This is a genomic window from Vibrio sp. AIC-3 (genome assembly GCF_013114515.1).
Lineage (GTDB): Bacteria > Pseudomonadota > Gammaproteobacteria > Enterobacterales > Vibrionaceae > Vibrio > Vibrio crassostreae_C.
In genome coordinates this window covers 73647-89710 of sequence record NZ_VTXG01000013.1, presented here as the reverse complement: position 1 = coordinate 89710, position 16064 = coordinate 73647, and the positions used below count along the sequence as shown (strand labels likewise).

Genomic DNA, 16064 nt, shown 5'->3' with positions numbered 1-16064 from the left:
ATTCCTTTTCCTACTATAGAATCCCCAAGCTCTTTAGCTTTCGGTAAATGGTATTGCGGCTGATACCGAGTATTCTCGAAGTCTTACTTATGTTGCCTTGGTTGGCTTGATAGGTTTGCAGCAAGGTTTCTTCAACGGTACTTCTTAAATCGTTACTCGCTGTACCTTTGATGGCATTAGGAGTCATTAGCTGATGCTGATTATCGTGTGCTAATGACGTGAGATGTTGAGCAAGGTGGCTGGGCACATGCTCGAGTGTGAGTTGGGGTTCATCACTTGCTAATAGAGCAGCAACCTTAAGTAAGTTGTCTAATTCGCGGATATTACCCGGCCAAGAATAGGCGCACAGTAAGCTCATCAAGTGCGGGCAGATTGTCTGTTCGTCTTCGGCGTATTTACGATGAATGTGCTCGATTAAAGCGTGCTTGTCTTGTCGGTGTTGTAGGCTTGGCAAGGTGAAGGCTAAGCCATTGAGTCTGTAATACAGGTCTTGCCTAAACTCACCTGTTGCGACTAACTGCTCGAGGTTTTTGTGAGTTGCAGCGATGATCTGACAATCGACTTGATAGCTTTGATTAGAACCAACTGGCACCACGGATTTGTCTTGCAGAACATGCAGTAGTCGGCACTGAGCTTCTAAAGGCATGTCGGCGATCTCATCTAGAAATAGAATCCCTTTATCTGCTTGACGGATCTTACCTTGGAAGCCCTTGTGGCTTGCTCCCGTAAAGGCGCCCGGCGCGTAACCAAACAGTTCAGATTCGATAAGGTCTTTAGGCAGCGCGCCACAATTTACCGCTACCAAGGGCGAAGACTTACGCTGGCTTTGCTTGTGCAGCGCTTTAACAAACTCGCCTTTGCCAACTCCTGTTTCTCCTAAGATCAACAAACTGATCCCTTTATCGATTACCTTGTTGGCTTGCTGCCAAGCGTGTTCGATTTGTTGCTCGCCATGGTGCAAATCACACGATGCTGAAATGGAGCGCGTGCGTTTGGTGGTTGGTTGTTTGAGGTGTTGTTTCTCAAATACAAAAGGCGTGTCTAATAAGGTTCGGTTGAACAGGGTATCGATACTCTCACCGACGATCGAGGTTTGATCCAATAGTTGAGAGGCGACCTGATTGTGTGCCACCACCTCCCCAGCTTCATTGGCTATTACAATCCCTTGCCAACCACTGTGTAATAACGATTTCTCACATGCGAGGTCGATGCGAGTGGTGCCTTGTGGGATGTGGCTCAGTAGCTGGTTTTCAACAAGCTGAACCATATTTTGAACCAGTAGCTGCACCGAACTGTCGTGCTGTTGCTGCTCACTGGTAATGTCCAATACGCCAACCATGTTCCCTTGGTGATCAAACACAGGGCTTGCTGAACAGCTGATAAATCGATGCTGGTGGATGAAGTGCTGCTCACCAATGATGGTCACGGGTTTAGCTTCAACAATCGCGGTGCCAATCGCGTTGGTGCCCTTAAGTTGTTCCTGCCAACACGCTCCTGAGCTGAGTGCAATTGATGTCAGCTTCTCCTTAAACCGCTCCTGTCCCCAACTCGCCAGAATCACCCCTTCAATATCGGTCAGAATCAAACGACTGTCGGTACGAGCAAACATCTGATTAAACAAAGGCAGCGCATTGCGTTCGACGATGTGGATCAAGTCAGCCGATTGATGACGCCGCTGCTTAAGAATCGATTGTGGTAGGCGAATGTCTTCAGGAAGTCGTCTCTGTTTTAGACCCGCTTCTGTGCTGCGGTGCCAAGAGGACGAAAGCCAATCTGAGGTGTTTGCTTGTTGAAGGTGCATGACTGTTCCATGTCGTAACAGTGAGGATGTACCAATTTGGAACAGTTGAACACTGGAGTGGTTTCCATACGTCCGTTCAATGCCAACTCACTTTGGGTTGTAAACGTTTGGTAATCATAGTTTTACAATTTATTAACAACAAGTTTTGAAGTTCTGGCGTGTGATTTGCGTTGTTACTGTTGTGAAGAAAACACGAAGTATCAGTGTTTTAAACAGAAAGCATAAACATGGGCGTCTCGCCATGAGTTCTTTTCTCAAGGGGAGCCGCCACAAAAATAAGACAGCTCTAGCTCAATAACGAATATCAAATCGAAGAAGGATCTAACTATGATTTACGCACAGCCGGGTAGTGACAACGCAGTGGTGAACTTTAAAGCTCAATACGATAACTTTATCGGTGGCGAGTGGGTGAAGCCTGTCAGCGGCGAGTATTTTGATAACACTTCCCCAGTGAATGGTCAGGTGTATTGCCAAGTGGCACGTTCAACAGAGGCAGACATTAGCTTGGCACTCGATGCGGCGCATGCGGCTCGTGCTAGTTGGGCTGCGACCAGTGTGACAGAACGTTCCAATATCCTACTTAAAATTTCCGATCGCATTGAAGCGCACCTAGAAGAAATCGCGGTGGCGGAGACGTGGGAAAACGGCAAGCCTGTGCGTGAAACTCTAGCGGCAGACATCCCGTTAGTTGTTGACCACTTCCGTTACTTTGCAGGCTGTATTCGGGCGCAAGAAGGCAGCGCAGCCGAGCTAGATTCAAACACCGCGAGCTACCACTTCCCAGAACCCATCGGTGTGGTGGGGCAGATCATTCCTTGGAACTTCCCGATTTTAATGGCGGCTTGGAAATTGGCGCCAGCACTGGCTGCGGGTTGCTGTGTTGTGATGAAGCCAGCGGAGCAAACACCGACATCGATCTTAGTGATGATGGAGAAGATCGCTGATCTTCTACCTGCAGGCGTAGTCAACATCGTCAATGGTTTTGGTAACGAAGCGGGTCAAGCGTTAGCAACCAGCGATCGTTTAGCGAAATTGGCCTTTACCGGTTCGACAGAAGTCGGTCACCACATCTTGAAATGTGCGGCTGAAAGCTTGATTCCATCAACGGTTGAGCTTGGCGGTAAGTCTCCAAATATCTATTTCCCAGACATCTTTAACCATGAAGACGAATACCTTGATAAGTGTGTCGAAGGCATGTTGCTGGCGTTCTTCAACCAAGGTGAAGTGTGTACCTGTCCATCACGTGTGCTGATCCATGAATCGGTGTACGACAAGTTCATCGCCAAGGTGGTCGAGCGTGCTCAAACTATTAAACAAGGTAACCCGCTAGATACTGATACTCAGGTTGGCGCACAAGCTTCAAAAGAGCAGTTCGATAAGATTCTGAGTTACCTTGAAATCGGTCGTCAAGAGGGTGCGAAAGTGCTGACAGGTGGCGAAGTTGCGCAGCAATCTGATGATCTCGGTAATGGTTATTACATCCAGCCAACAATGTTGGAAGGGCACAACAAGATGCGAGTATTCCAAGAGGAGATCTTCGGTCCTGTTATCGCGGTGACGACGTTTAAAGATGAAGCAGAAGCACTCGAGATAGCCAATGATACCGAATATGGCTTGGGTGCAGGCGTGTGGACGCGTGATGCAAACCTCGCGTATCGAATGGGTCGCAACATTGAAGCCGGCCGTATCTGGGTGAACTGCTACCACGCTTACCCAGCTCATGCCGCGTTTGGTGGTTACAAGAAGTCGGGTATCGGCCGTGAGACACATAAGATGATGCTCGATCACTACCAAAATACTAAGAACCTGTTGATCAGCTACGATACTAACCCACTAGGATTTTTCTAAAATAGATAGGTTCTAGAACAGTCTATTAGGAAGTCACTAGCAACGAGATGGCTTAAACAATACAAGTAAAATGAAAAGCAAAACGCCAAGTTCTTATGAGCTTGGCGTTTTTATATTTGAATCGCTCTAGTTTTGCGAAAAGAAGATCTCGGGCTTGTGGACTGGGCCATAGTTGCCTTCTAGTTGGGTAAGTTCTAATCCTTGTTTGCCTATCAAAGAGCCGACCAATTGGCGGTTAAACGGGTAGCTGTCGGGGTTGTTAATATATTCTTCAACATCTATCCATTTAGCTTCTGCAATTTCATCAGTGTCTTGAATCGCAATTTCTTGAGTTTGAGCGATAAGGTGACAAATAAAGTAGAGGTTTGATTTACCGAATTGATACGGGTGTCTTGTCGCCATGCCAACCACAGAAACGAACGTTGCCTCGATACCGGTTTCTTCCAAGGTTTCACGAACCACGGATTCTTCAATGCCTTCACCCAACTCAATATGACCGCCCGGTAATTTGTAGCCCATCATGCCGTGTTCTTTAATCATCAGCACTTGGTTGTGTTCGTTAGTGATTAACGCGCCAGCACCCAAGGTGTGGGTCGGAATGAAAGGAACAAACTCTACAATCTCGGATTTGTGGATCAGCGTAATCTCGTCTTCTAGACAGTTGTGAAACACAAAGCCAAGTTCAGTCGCCACCGGAATAAGGTGCGAGAGTGAAATAGGTAAGCTAATCCAAATGATGCCTTTGTTATTCTGCTTTGAAAATTCGGTGATCTCGCTGAGTTCGGCATTGAATGAGTCAACATCGTGAGGGGATGTTGCTGGGTCAATGATGATGCCGTTAAATTTGTCGAGCGTAAATTCCACGGGTGATCCTTTATTATTTTGATTTATTGGGCGTCGAGCATGGTCTGAGCTTATCGTATCTAAAGAGCTTATAACACCTTGAGAGCAAGGGCAGCAGTGAATCAAAAGTAGGCAATGCAGTTTATGTCGAACGGGTCGGGATAAGTGGAGGGTGTTGCTAGAAACAAAAACTGCGCTTGGAAGCCAAAGCGCAGTTTTAAAATGAGGTTTATTGCAGTTCGATTTTAACGAATATAGTTCGCGTTAATACTCACGTACCAGTGTTGAAGCTTGCCATCAGATTTCTTGATCCACAAATCGTTGGTGTAGCTCTCGATCTTGCCGTTAACCGTAAGGTTGAATGTGTTCTCGTCGAATTCGCCAAGCTTCACGAACTGGTCCGTGGTAATCAGGAATGGGTCCATGTCGTCTACACCAACCACATCTGAAATCACATAGTAGTGGTAAGTCAGCGGCTTGCTCGCATCATTCGGGTTGCTGCGATACGCAACAAGCTTGAATGGTTCCGTTAATGGAACGTCGAGCGTTTGCTTGTCCATGGTCGCTGGAATTGGAATAAACAGCCAAGCGGTAAACAGACCGCTCAATAAAACCATCAGGAAGAAAAGAGTCTTAATTGCTTTCATAGCAACCTTCAAAATAGGTGATGTTGAAGACGCTATGGTAACAGGTTTGATTTGCTGATTGTAAGAGTATGAATAAGTGAAGGCATCACCTGTCTGTTAGGAAGTTTGAACGAATTGACACACTGTTAATAACTCACTATCTACACTAGTGTGAGTGACCTTGCGACAGGTTGATCATCACAACACCTGCTGCCACTAGTAACATGCCAATCCAAACCATGGTATCGAGGTGCTGGCGGTAAACGAATGTAGAAATCAGACTCACGGTCACGATAGCTAAACCTGCCCATAAAGAGTGCACCACACCAACTGGCATTCCCTTCATCGCTTGGCTCAAAAATAGAAACGCTGCCAAGTGCCCTGAGATAACCAGTAAAGCTGGTACTGGTTTAGACAAACTAAACCCGTCAGTGGCTTTAAGTGCAACGTGAGAAAGTGCTTCAGCCATTACGCCCATCATCAAGAAAAACCAGCTCATATTCGTACCTTTGTCGTTGTATTGTTTGTGTTGGTATAGCAAGAGTGTTTGAAAGTGTTAATCGATGCCAATCGCGGATTAACTCATATTGCAGGCACAAAAAAGCCCACACCTCACGCTTTTGCAAGGTGTGGGCTAAATAGGTGTCGCTACTTGTTTAGGTAAGCAGCGTGGAACTCAATGTGTTCATCAATAAAGCTAGAGATGAAGTAGTAGCTGTGGTCGTAACCAGGCTGCATACGTAGATCTAAATCGGCATTGGTTGTCTTTGCTGCTTCTACCAATTGCTCAGGTTTAAGCTGTTCAATCAGGAAGTTATCGGCTTCACCTTGGTCGACCAACATTGGCAGTTTAGTACCTTTGGTTTTTAGAAGCTCAGAAGCGTCGTAGTCTTTCCACTCTTCAATATCTAAGCCTAGGTATTGGTTGAAGGCTTTTTGTCCCCAAGGGCATTGCATTGGGTTGGTGATTGGGCTGAATGCAGAGATAGAACGGTAGCTATCTTCGTTTTTAATGCCAATCGTTAGGGCACCGTGTCCGCCCATGCTGTGACCAGAAATTGATTTTACGGATGTAACAGGGAAGAACGATTCAATTAATGCAGGGAGCTCTGTTACCACGTAATCATACATGTGGTAATGGCTGTCCCATGGTGCTTGAGTGGCATTCACATAGAAGCCTGCACCTTGGCCGAGATCGTAGCTTTCATTGTCGGCAACACCTTCGCCACGTGGGCTAGTGTCTGGTGCAACAATCGCGATACCTTGTTCCGCCGCGGCTTTGAAAGCGCCGGCTTTTTGCATGAAGTTTTCATCGGTACAGGTTAAGCCTGACAACCAATACAAAACAGGAACTGGGTTTTCTTTGCTTGCGTTAGGCGGCAAGAAAATCGCAAAACGCATGTTGCAGTCAAGCGTTGCAGAAAAGTGTGTGTATTGTTTGTGCCAACCACCAGCAACCTTTGCTTGGCTAATGTTTTCGATTGTCATCTATTGTGCTCCGTTAGGTTGATGGTTTGGGAGTAAATTTGTCTGTATTGCTTAAAGTTTCACCACCCACCGGGCAGGAGGTGGTGAAGACAGTTTCGCTCTGATGTTTAAGTCAGAACTGTGGTCTCGACACCTAAGTATCGAGACCAAGGGGATTATTTATCCATGTGTAGAACAGTACGGATAGATTCACCTTTGTGCATTAGGTCGAATGCTTCGTTAACATCTTGCAGACCCATAGTGTGAGTGATGAACTCTTGAAGACCAAATTCACCCGCCATGTAACGGTTTACGATTTCTGGAAGCTCAGAGCGGCCTTTAACACCACCGAAAGCAGAACCACGCCATACACGACCAGTCACTAGTTGGAACGGACGAGTTGCGATCTCTTGGCCTGCACCTGCAACACCAATGATGACTGATTCGCCCCAACCTTTGTGACAGCACTCAAGCGCTTGACGCATCACGTTTACGTTACCGATACACTCGAAAGAGTACTCAACACCGCCGTCTGTCATCTCAACGATAACGTCTTGGATTGGCTTGTCGAATTTAGTCGGGTTGATGCAGTCAGTCGCGCCAAGCTGTTTTGCTAGCTCGAATTTGCTCTCGTTGATATCAACACCGATGATGCGGTTAGCACCAGCCATGCGAGCACCAATGATTGCAGAAAGACCGATACCGCCTAGGCCGAATACAGCAACGTTGTCGCCTTTTTCAACTTTAGCTGTGTTAAGTACCGCGCCCATACCTGTTGTTACACCACAACCTAGAAGACAAACTTCTTCAAGTGGTGCTTCTTTGCTTACTTTCGCTAGTGAGATTTCTGGAAGTACTGTGTACTCAGAGAAAGTAGAGCAACCCATGTAATGGAAAATTGTTTCGCCATTAATAGAGAAGCGGCTTGTACCGTCTGGCATTAGGCCTTTACCTTGCGTTTCACGAACGGCTTGGCATAGGTTAGTTTTACCCGATTTACAGAACTTACATTCGCCACACTCAGCAGTGTAAAGTGGGATAACGTGGTCGCCAATCTCAACACTTGTAACGCCGTCGCCGATCATCTCAACGATGCCGCCACCTTCGTGACCAAGAATTGAAGGGAAGATACCTTCTGGATCGTCACCTGATAATGTGAATGCGTCAGTGTGACAAACACCAGTAGCAACGATGCGAACTAGAACCTCACCAGCTTTAGGAAGTTGTACATCAACTTCTTCCATTTTTAGCGGCTCGCCAGCTGCCCATGCAACCATTGCTTTTGATTTGATATGCGTTTGACCAGGTTTAATTTCGATTGTCATTGGATGTTTCCTATATATGTCAGTACAGCGGATAACCGTGCAATTAGCTTCAACCCGTTAAGCGTAGTTGAGCTTAATTGTTTCCGCTCTCTCGTTTTGTTGGAGCTAGTATAGGTGTGAGTGCATGTTTTGATAATCCCCTTAAATAGAAAATGATTATTACGTATTTGTAATAATTGGTATTAGGGGTCTGCCCGACTTAGTGGTCGTAAACCTTGAGACCAACAAGCCACTTTTAGGAAAGGACTGACATTCTTGAACCGCTTGAATGCCTTGCTACCATTGATGTTCGGTTGCTCGATGTGTGATGGTTTGTATACTTTCATCTGATTTGTATTATCAAATCATTGACGCTTGTGATGCTGGCTAATCAATTGAATTTTAAGGATTGAAGCAAGGTCGCATAAGCACTCTGCATACGACGTTTTGTAAGATATCAGAAACAATAGTGTCATTTTTCTCACTTAATCTCCTCGCCAAATTTTGAGTTCTAACTTTTTGGGAAGAGAAAATGAAAAAGAGTACATTGACCGTACTGTCAGGCTTGATAGCTGCCACATTAGCGGGTTGTAATTCAAGTTCGCCAAGTGACGACAGCGGTAATCTAGAGAGTGCAGTGCAAGTCGCATTCATGCCTGATATCCATTTTCATGACGTTTACGGTGATTTTAAAGACGGTTCGTTTGCTGGGCTCTACAACTCAGATAGTGGTGAGTATGCGACAATTCGAACGATGGAGTCGCAGATGAACTCTACTCGTCTGTTCAATGAAAACTACTTTGCGATGATCGCAGCGCTTGATGATGTGGTTGAGCGTGGCGTGAAATACGTAGCCCTGCCGGGTGACTTCAGTGACGACGGCCAGCCGATACATATGCGTGGCTTAGTTAGCATTTTTGAGCACTATCGCGACACGTACGGCCTTGAGTTTTTCGCCGCCCCAGGCAACCACGATCCAGTGAGGCCATTTACTATCCCTGCGGGTAAGTCCGACTTTTTAGGTGAAGGGGGCAAGAACCAACGTATTTATAGTCGCGGTAAAGAAGAGTGTGTTGGCTATGAAGATGAGTGGACAACTATTCCCGGTGACGGCGATAACCTAGCAACCATCTGTACTGAAGAAGTGCGTGAGTGGGGCTATGAAGAGATCATGAGTATCCTTGGTACTCACGGCTTCTACCCTCAGCAAGATTATCTCTACTTTGAAACCCCTTATAGCAGTGCGCAAGCTCGTACCAATTACAGCTATGAATTAGCGAAAGAAGAAGCAGCTTTTGATAAGCGCATGTACGAGATCTGTTATGAAGGAACAGGTGGTAGTTATAAAGAGAATGGCTACTCAAGTTGTTCTGAAGTGCCGGATACCAGTTACTTAGTCGAGCCAGTCAAAGGCTTGTGGCTGTTGGCCATTGACGCAAATGTTTATCGCCCGAAAGAAAACTCGTCTGATAGCTCTGTCGATGGAAACACGTTCGATGGTTCAAGCAGTGCTGGCTACAACATGATGCTGACCCACAAAGAACACGTGATCGATTGGATCTCTGTTGTAGTAAAAGCAGCGAAAGAACAGAATAAGACGCTTGTTTCCTTCTCGCACTTCCCAATGACAGATTTCTACAACGGTGCCTCTGAAGAGATTGAAGATCTGTTTGGTGAAGGAAGCCATCAACTGGCTCGTGAGCCGGATGACAATACTAGCCGAGCATTAGCTGCTACTGGCCTAAATATCCACGTTGGTGGCCACATGCACTTTAACGATACGGGTAAGAAGAGCTTCAATATCGATGGTGTACAGCACACACTCTTTAATATTCAAGCACCATCGCTAGCGGGTTATATTCCGGCCTACAAGCTATTGAACATTCGCCCTGATAACCAAATCGAAGTCGAAACCGTAGTGATTGACCAAGTGGCACGTTATAACGAGTTGTTTAGTCACTATGAAGAAGAGCATGCGTACTTAACTGCAAGCGCGGGCGATGACGAAGAAGCACAAGCGAAAATCTGGAACAAAGATATTCTGAATTCAGAGAGCTACTACGAACTGACCGATTGGCACATCCGCGAACTAACACGTCTGCGCTTCCTGCCGGGTGACTGGCCGTTAGAGATGCGCGCTATGATCATGGAAATGAATGGCGAAGAGATGATGATCATGTCTCAACTAGAAACGCAGTTCACGGTTTGTCAATTAGCCGACAAGTTGGGTTATCCAGTTGAAGGCTGTACTGCAAATGGTGTCGTTGATGAGGAACAGTTCCAGAAAGATTGGCAGGCAGCCAAAGTAGAAGCTGAGTTTTTGGTATCTACTGAGGGGTTAAGCTTAGCTGACTTTGCAGAGTGGAGCGGTGAGCTACTAGCGACAGATTTCTACCGACTACGTAATGCAGACGAACTGGCGTTCCGTGATATCGGTGAAACACAACTACGCCAATACGAACTGCTAAGCCGCGAGCTTGCTGAGTTTGACGGCACCGTGGATTCAGAACTGGGCGATCTTGGCCAATATACAGTCGGAGAGGTGTTCCGCTCTCGTTTCGGTAGCTTGTTCGTGATTCTTGAAAAATTCGCAACAGGTCAAGCGAGTGACCACTTCTTGATTGATATCGACCAACAAACCCTGACTGATCTGAAAGGTGAAGTTAAGCGCGATATTTTAAGAGACTCTACATCAGTAAACTAAGCGTTACGGCTTTGTTTTTAAAAGACTAAACACCTTAGTTGCTCGATTGCAAAAGAGCCTGTTAGCCATGAGTTAGCGGGCTCTTTTATTTTATATAAGGATGAGTTATCTAAGATATATTCATTGAGTTTTTTGGTTAAGAGTTTTTAGGGTACGTCATAATAATTGCTTACTGAAAATCGCATGAATTGGAAATAAAACTACAATATTCTGAGCACCGTATTTTATTGTTGTGGACTCGAACATGCTTTTATCTCTCCCACCACCAGTGATGCTGTCACTTGCCATTGTGCTTGAAGTTGTCGCGACTTCTCTATTACCTAAAACGCAACAATTTACTTCTTTACCGGCCACTGTTGCGGTATTGGCTAGCTACGGCTGCGCTTTCTATCTGTTATCTCTCACAGTACAAACCATGTCTTTGGGTGTGGCGTATGCGATTTGGTGTGGGGCAGGGATTGTATTAGTCGCAGCATTGTCTTGGCTGGTCTACGGGCAAAAACTCGATATCTTCGCGATCATCGGTATCGCTTTGATTCTGGCAGGTGTTGTGATTATTAACTTGTTTTCGACGTCGGTGAGTCATTAGGATACGTTTAACTTAACTCTATCTCTGGCCTGAATAAATCATAGATAAAATTTGATTCATCCGACAATTGGAAGGTTTCATTAATCACTCCTCCAGCCATATGCGGGTGCCCTCCTCCAAATCCAACACCTGAATCATTAAGTGCCCGTCTTACAATATCAGCTACGTTATTTTTCTTACATTCAGAACGAAGAGAGATAAATGTTTTCTCTCTGTTTCTGGCGCTCAGTACCACAATGTCTAGTTCATCAACCGACAACAAGAAGTCGCCTAAAACTCCCAGCATATTCTTAGGACAACCTTCAGGTAAGCTTGCGAAGACAGAATTGCCTTCTTTTGTCATGCTGCCCAACATGGAGTCAAACAACTTGAGTTCTTGATACTCAATCTGATTACGACAAATTCGGTTGACCATATCCATATCTGCACCCACTTGTAACTGTAGGAGAGCTTTGATGTCAGCAGGGCTAACAGCGCGAGTAAAGTTTGCGGTATCAAAAGTTAAACCGACCAATAGCGCTGTCGCGACACGTTTAGGAATAGGTAAATCGTAGTAATTAAAATACTCAACCATGATTGTTGCAGTGGAACCATAGTGCGGACGAATATCTTTATAAACCACAAAACTAGGTGCTTTGACCTGATGGTGGTCTATAACACCGACTTCGATTCCAGGAAGATCAGTGACATTTTTTTCACCGATGCAACCATCAACTACAATGATCTTATCATTTGGTTTTAGGTTTAGAAGATGAGACTTTGTGATAGGTATATCGAGCCAGCCGATTAAATTTTTTAAAGAAACTCTGTCAATAAAGCCCTGATAGGAAATAAAGGGAGCAAACCCTTTCTTTTTTAGCAAGTAAGCTAGTGCGAATGCAGATCCAATCGCATCATGATCCGGAAAGTCATGAGCCTGAACGATTATTCGAGAAGCACCCCGTAAATCAGTTAACAGTCGATCGAACTTCTCTAATGACATTGATAAGTATCCTTTGCTAGTTCTTCAGTTCTTCAATGTTATCGATTAACGTCTCAGCACTCTCTTTTAAGTGCTCAATACTGTCTTCATCCACAGTACTTTTAATCTCGTCTGAATATTGAACACCAATAAAAACGCCCAAAAGTGTAAATATGAGTGCGATAAACTTAAACATGATATGCCCTGACTAAAAAAACTAATATGCATCTAGCACGTATGCAATGTACTTAAGTGATTAATTAAATAGGTAAATTAAATCCCGTAACGAAGTTTTTTGCAACATTGAGCCTAACTTTAATATTATATTCTTGACATTAATCTCGTTATGAAAGTTTCAACTTGTATCAGTATGGTGGAATATATAAGTTAGCTGTCTGTTGTGATATTAATCCCATATGGAATTTCAATCTAATGAAGCGGAATCGAATCGTCAGAGGCTTACTGATCGCGCTGTGTCCAACTGTTGCTTTCGCAGCACCTAGTAACAATCAATTTGAGTTTTCAAATTCACTTCATGGCACTGTGTGTTCTGAAAACCCTGATGTTTGGTTACTTGGCGGGGAATTAAAAGTTGATGCTCCTATTAGTATTAACGGAACTTTAATTACTCGTGAAGGCGTAAATCTATCCAGTAATTCTCTTTCCCATTTTACGGGTAAAGGAGACTCTGAAACACAGCACTTCATGACAGATGCTATTGGCTGTATTCAAAGTGATGATCCCATCGCTTTGGTTGGCGCAGTGGCTTCTTTGTACGAAAAGCAATTTACAAGTTTAAGTAGTGCAGATGTTCCTGCACCAATACCTGAACCCAACTTACCTGAAGCACCGGAGATTATTAAGGATCAATTTGAAACGAAAACTCAATTTGAAGAGCGAGTAGAAAAGATTCGACTTGAGCGCCAACAAGAAATTGCGGCTATTCAACAGAAATATCGACAACAAGTAGAAGCGAGGAACGCCAAAATTCGAGCTCTACAAAGTAATGTTGATAAGCGTAAAGAAAGTTTGGACGAGAAGAAATCCCAGCTTGTTGCTCGAGCATTCAGAGACGTAATGGGCAAGCCTGTTGTTACAACAAAAAGTTATGATGCTGAGAATCAGCAAATGCATTTGCTTTTCAAATCATCTAATCAAAACTATCAACGTGACATAGTACTTAACGTCCCTTTAGAGCAAGCTCGTGAACTATATAATTCTATTGAACAATTGGATCTTGCTTTAACTTATAGTTACAACCAAGACCAGCTTGAATTAGTCAATATTTCAGGTACTTATCAAGAGAGTGAGTTCGCTGGAGATATTGCAAAAAGTCAATTTAGGCCCGAGGCGCTATCTGTTGTTCTTGATAACAAATCATCTGTAGCGGTACCGGGTTTAGAGATGCAAAACCCCAACTTGATCGATAGCTTTGAAGTCGATTCACGTTTGTCTGCCAATGACAACACAGCTGCTGACGAATTGAAAGCGCTACTCGCTAAGGCCTCTCCTGTCGAAACCAATAAGGCAACGTGGTTCTTTAATCTTTCTATTGAGGACTACGCGAACTCTGACCAAGTGGCTTATGCACGTAATAGTGGTGAGATTATGTCTGATGTCGCAACTAAGGTTTTGGGTGTGCCCGAGCGTCATGTATACGAGCTTATTGACCGAGATGCAACCAGTGGTGCAATTAAAGATAAGCTACGTTTGATGTTAGATAATGTTGCTGAAGGTGACACCGTTTATTTCTACTACAGTGGCCACGGTATTCCTGCAATTCCTGACAATGACCCCTACATCTTACCTCAAGATAAGATTCCTGATTACGTTACCGATGATCCATTCTTTAAGCTCGATAACGTCTACAAAACACTTTCTGATAGCAAAGCAGGCAAGATCGTTGTCATGGTGGATAGCTGCTTTAGTGGTGCCACTGATGGCGTTTCCGTGATCAAAGGGGTGGCAGCCTCACGCCTTGCTCCAAAGAAAGTCAGTATTGACCCAGAACGCATGGTGGTAATGACAGCAGGTCGCGATAAAGAATACTCCAACATGTATCAGGAAAAAGGACATCGCCTATTTAGCTATTACCTAATGAGATCGATGATCGAAGGTAATCGCGATATCAACACGTTATACCAAGACGTCTATGACCAAGTGAAATCGGCTTCATTTGAGATGGGTGATCTAAAACGTCAACACCCAACCATCACTGGTAACCAGACCATTTCACTTTAACTTTATTGAAAACATTGATTAAGGCTTACATCCATGTTTAAGAAAACTCTATTAGCAACAACAGCAGCACTGTTTGCAACCTCTACTTTTGCCGCTGACGTAGACAATACAAATCTTGATATCGCGTTTCAGGGTGCTCACTTTCAAGGTGCCGGTAATCAAATCACTATGCTGCGCGTACCAGTGACCAATAAAGACAGCGGGGAAACTCAGTTTTTCGATATGAGCGCTGAATTTGCTGCGGATAAAAACGGTAACTTGATTTTCAAAAATATCAGTACAGTTAAATCGGTAGCGTTTGCAAGCGCCAACCAATTAGTTGCTGGACATTATTCAGATAGTAATGGACGGAGTTGGTATGTAGATGGTCCTTCTATTGGTGCAACTGGGAGGTCTATTTGGACACTGAACATGCCATCTCGTACATCGACCAATAACTCGAGTGCATACTATAACGTTCAGGTTATGAGTGGTGAAGTTAAAGGCAACGATATCATTGTAAACCTTGGAGCTTACAAACAGATGTTGAAACAAGCTGGTTCATTGAATTATGGAGTAATTGATGACGATTATCTTGCTAGCGCTTCTCAGTCAGGAACTATGATTTCACTGATCAAATATAATTCCAGTGGCAAGCCTATCGACAACTGGACTTTACGTCAAACGCCAGAACCACAACCGGAAGACTAATGAGACATTTAGCCATACTATCAGCTTTGGCTAGCTCTTGTGTTATTGCTTCCCCGTCTTGGTACGGGGAAGTGCCTTCTGATGCCACCCTCAGTTTTGGTTTCGGTCAAGGAAATAGCTACCAACAAGCCAAAGATAATGCGTATCATGACTTAGCGAAATCTATCGAAAGCCGAGTTATTAGCGAGACGAGCTCATCTAAGGAATTTAAGGATGGTAAGTTAAGCAAAAGCGCGTCTTCAAATAAGACTTCTCTATCTGATATCGTATTTCGAAACAATGTCACCATCAGTAAGAGTGAAAAAATTGAAGGCAAGTTCTATCTTGAAGTTCAGTATGACCCTACCTCTTTTGCTCAAAAATTGTCACACTGGTTGAAAGGTTCCCAATGTAATAGCGAGCTTCATCCTTATTGGTCTAATACTGCGCTGCTTCAAAATTGGGTGGAACAACATCAATGTTTACCTAATATAGATATCGAGCGCTTTGCGGGAGGTTGGCAACTTACAAACAGCTCCGGACAGTTAGTTCTTCCTGAAGCACAATATAATCACCTGTTTTTCAATCACCACTCTTCCTCTCTTTTCCTTGAGTCAACTCGTGCTCGCTTGAACGCAGGAGAGCACTACTTTATTAACCTTTCTACGAAAAAGGCCGGTTACTTGTCGTTATTTCAGGTTTATGAAGATGGCAGCACCGGTGTCTTGCTTGAGAATCAGCAGGTAAGTAAGCGAACGAATATCGAATTCCCCGACAAAAGGCTTTACGACGGCATTGAAGCACTTTTGAACCAAGGTAAAGAAACTTACGACACTAATATCGCATTGTTGTGCCCACATAAAATTGATACCTCGAGGTTTGAAAAGCTAGATGAGTCTCGTCTTTCGACAGACACACCAGGATTTGGACTCATTCTAAGGTATTTAGAAGAATGCGATTTTGTCATGGAACGACTATCGATTAGTAAAGCCTAGTCAGCGAATGCAAAGG

Annotated in this window: 14 protein-coding genes; 6 read left to right on the top strand and 8 right to left on the bottom strand. The window is 44.4% G+C overall.

Annotation, left to right across the window (positions count from 1 at the left end):
- Nucleotides 1–13: 13 nt before the first annotated feature.
- A complete protein-coding gene (locus tag F0229_RS11400; RefSeq protein WP_171732890.1) occupies nt 14–1801 on the bottom strand; it encodes a sigma-54-dependent Fis family transcriptional regulator in 1788 nt (595 codons plus the stop codon).
- Between the two features lie 327 nt (nt 1802–2128).
- Between F0229_RS11400 and F0229_RS11395 the strand changes: the two genes are divergently transcribed.
- Nucleotides 2129–3649 carry an aldehyde dehydrogenase family protein gene (locus F0229_RS11395; RefSeq protein ID WP_137002175.1) on the top strand — a complete coding sequence of 507 codons (1521 nt, stop codon included), beginning with the start codon at nt 2129–2131 and terminating at the stop codon, nt 3647–3649.
- Nucleotides 3650–3775: 126 nt separating this feature from the next.
- Here the strand turns inward: F0229_RS11395 and F0229_RS11390 are convergent, their stop codons facing one another.
- The 5 genes from F0229_RS11390 to F0229_RS11370 all read right to left on the bottom strand — a co-directional run bounded on the left by F0229_RS11390 (nt 3776) and on the right by F0229_RS11370 (nt 7910).
- Nucleotides 3776–4513 (bottom strand): NUDIX domain-containing protein, encoded by a 738-nt coding sequence (locus F0229_RS11390; protein WP_171732889.1) that lies wholly within the window; start codon nt 4511–4513, stop codon nt 3776–3778.
- 224 nt (nt 4514–4737) lie between these two features.
- Entirely contained in the window at nt 4738–5139 is a 402-nt protein-coding gene (locus tag F0229_RS11385; protein ID WP_048611754.1) for a hypothetical protein, read from the bottom strand.
- Nucleotides 5140–5284: 145 nt separating this feature from the next.
- Nucleotides 5285–5617, bottom strand: coding sequence for a multidrug efflux SMR transporter (locus F0229_RS11380; protein ID WP_048658977.1), 333 nt, complete (start codon nt 5615–5617; stop codon nt 5285–5287).
- 149 nt (nt 5618–5766) lie between these two features.
- A complete protein-coding gene (gene fghA / locus F0229_RS11375) occupies nt 5767–6606 on the bottom strand; it encodes an S-formylglutathione hydrolase (protein WP_171732888.1) in 840 nt (279 codons plus the stop codon).
- A gap of 155 nt (nt 6607–6761) precedes the next feature.
- Nucleotides 6762–7910 carry an S-(hydroxymethyl)glutathione dehydrogenase/class III alcohol dehydrogenase gene (locus F0229_RS11370; RefSeq protein ID WP_171732887.1) on the bottom strand — a complete coding sequence of 383 codons (1149 nt, stop codon included), beginning with the start codon at nt 7908–7910 and terminating at the stop codon, nt 6762–6764.
- A gap of 511 nt (nt 7911–8421) precedes the next feature.
- Here F0229_RS11370 and F0229_RS11365 point away from each other — a divergent pair.
- Entirely contained in the window at nt 8422–10593 is a 2172-nt protein-coding gene (locus F0229_RS11365) for a metallophosphoesterase (RefSeq protein ID WP_171732886.1), read from the top strand.
- Nucleotides 10594–10837: 244 nt separating this feature from the next.
- Entirely contained in the window at nt 10838–11182 is a 345-nt protein-coding gene (locus tag F0229_RS11360) for a multidrug efflux SMR transporter (protein WP_017095108.1), read from the top strand.
- 7 nt (nt 11183–11189) lie between these two features.
- On the opposite strand, the gene F0229_RS11355 is transcribed toward F0229_RS11360, so the two are convergent.
- Nucleotides 11190–12164, bottom strand: a complete 975-nt coding sequence (locus F0229_RS11355; RefSeq protein ID WP_171732885.1) for a bifunctional oligoribonuclease/PAP phosphatase NrnA — start codon at nt 12162–12164, stop codon at nt 11190–11192.
- Between the two features lie 16 nt (nt 12165–12180).
- Nucleotides 12181–12339 carry a hypothetical protein gene (locus F0229_RS11350; RefSeq protein ID WP_171732884.1) on the bottom strand — a complete coding sequence of 53 codons (159 nt, stop codon included), beginning with the start codon at nt 12337–12339 and terminating at the stop codon, nt 12181–12183.
- 236 nt (nt 12340–12575) lie between these two features.
- Between F0229_RS11350 and F0229_RS11345 the strand changes: the two genes are divergently transcribed.
- From F0229_RS11345 to F0229_RS11335, 3 genes are read left to right on the top strand one after another with little or no spacing between them, the layout of a single operon-like run.
- Nucleotides 12576–14384, top strand: coding sequence for a caspase family protein (locus F0229_RS11345; protein WP_171732883.1), 1809 nt, complete (start codon nt 12576–12578; stop codon nt 14382–14384).
- Between the two features lie 33 nt (nt 14385–14417).
- Nucleotides 14418–15074, top strand: a complete 657-nt coding sequence (locus F0229_RS11340; protein ID WP_171732882.1) for a hypothetical protein — start codon at nt 14418–14420, stop codon at nt 15072–15074.
- Nucleotides 15074–16048 carry an LPP20 family lipoprotein gene (locus tag F0229_RS11335; protein ID WP_171732881.1) on the top strand — a complete coding sequence of 325 codons (975 nt, stop codon included), beginning with the start codon at nt 15074–15076 and terminating at the stop codon, nt 16046–16048. The genes F0229_RS11340 and F0229_RS11335 overlap by 1 nt, the downstream gene beginning before the upstream one ends.
- Nucleotides 16049–16064 lie beyond the last annotated feature (16 nt).

Coding starts and splice junctions, on each gene's coding strand:
- F0229_RS11400 (WP_171732890.1), bottom strand. CDS start 1,801: ATGCACCTTCAACAAGCAAACACCTCAGATTGGCTTTCGTCCTCTTGG.
- F0229_RS11395 (WP_137002175.1), top strand. CDS start 2,129: ATGATTTACGCACAGCCGGGTAGTGACAACGCAGTGGTGAACTTTAAA.
- F0229_RS11385 (WP_048611754.1), bottom strand. CDS start 5,139: ATGAAAGCAATTAAGACTCTTTTCTTCCTGATGGTTTTATTGAGCGGT.
- F0229_RS11380 (WP_048658977.1), bottom strand. CDS start 5,617: ATGAGCTGGTTTTTCTTGATGATGGGCGTAATGGCTGAAGCACTTTCT.
- fghA (WP_171732888.1), bottom strand. CDS start 6,606: ATGACAATCGAAAACATTAGCCAAGCAAAGGTTGCTGGTGGTTGGCAC.
- F0229_RS11370 (WP_171732887.1), bottom strand. CDS start 7,910: ATGACAATCGAAATTAAACCTGGTCAAACGCATATCAAATCAAAAGCA.
- F0229_RS11365 (WP_171732886.1), top strand. CDS start 8,422: ATGAAAAAGAGTACATTGACCGTACTGTCAGGCTTGATAGCTGCCACA.
- F0229_RS11360 (WP_017095108.1), top strand. CDS start 10,838: ATGCTTTTATCTCTCCCACCACCAGTGATGCTGTCACTTGCCATTGTG.
- F0229_RS11355 (WP_171732885.1), bottom strand. CDS start 12,164: ATGTCATTAGAGAAGTTCGATCGACTGTTAACTGATTTACGGGGTGCT.
- F0229_RS11350 (WP_171732884.1), bottom strand. CDS start 12,339: ATGTTTAAGTTTATCGCACTCATATTTACACTTTTGGGCGTTTTTATT.
- F0229_RS11345 (WP_171732883.1), top strand. CDS start 12,576: ATGAAGCGGAATCGAATCGTCAGAGGCTTACTGATCGCGCTGTGTCCA.
- F0229_RS11340 (WP_171732882.1), top strand. CDS start 14,418: ATGTTTAAGAAAACTCTATTAGCAACAACAGCAGCACTGTTTGCAACC.
- F0229_RS11335 (WP_171732881.1), top strand. CDS start 15,074: ATGAGACATTTAGCCATACTATCAGCTTTGGCTAGCTCTTGTGTTATT.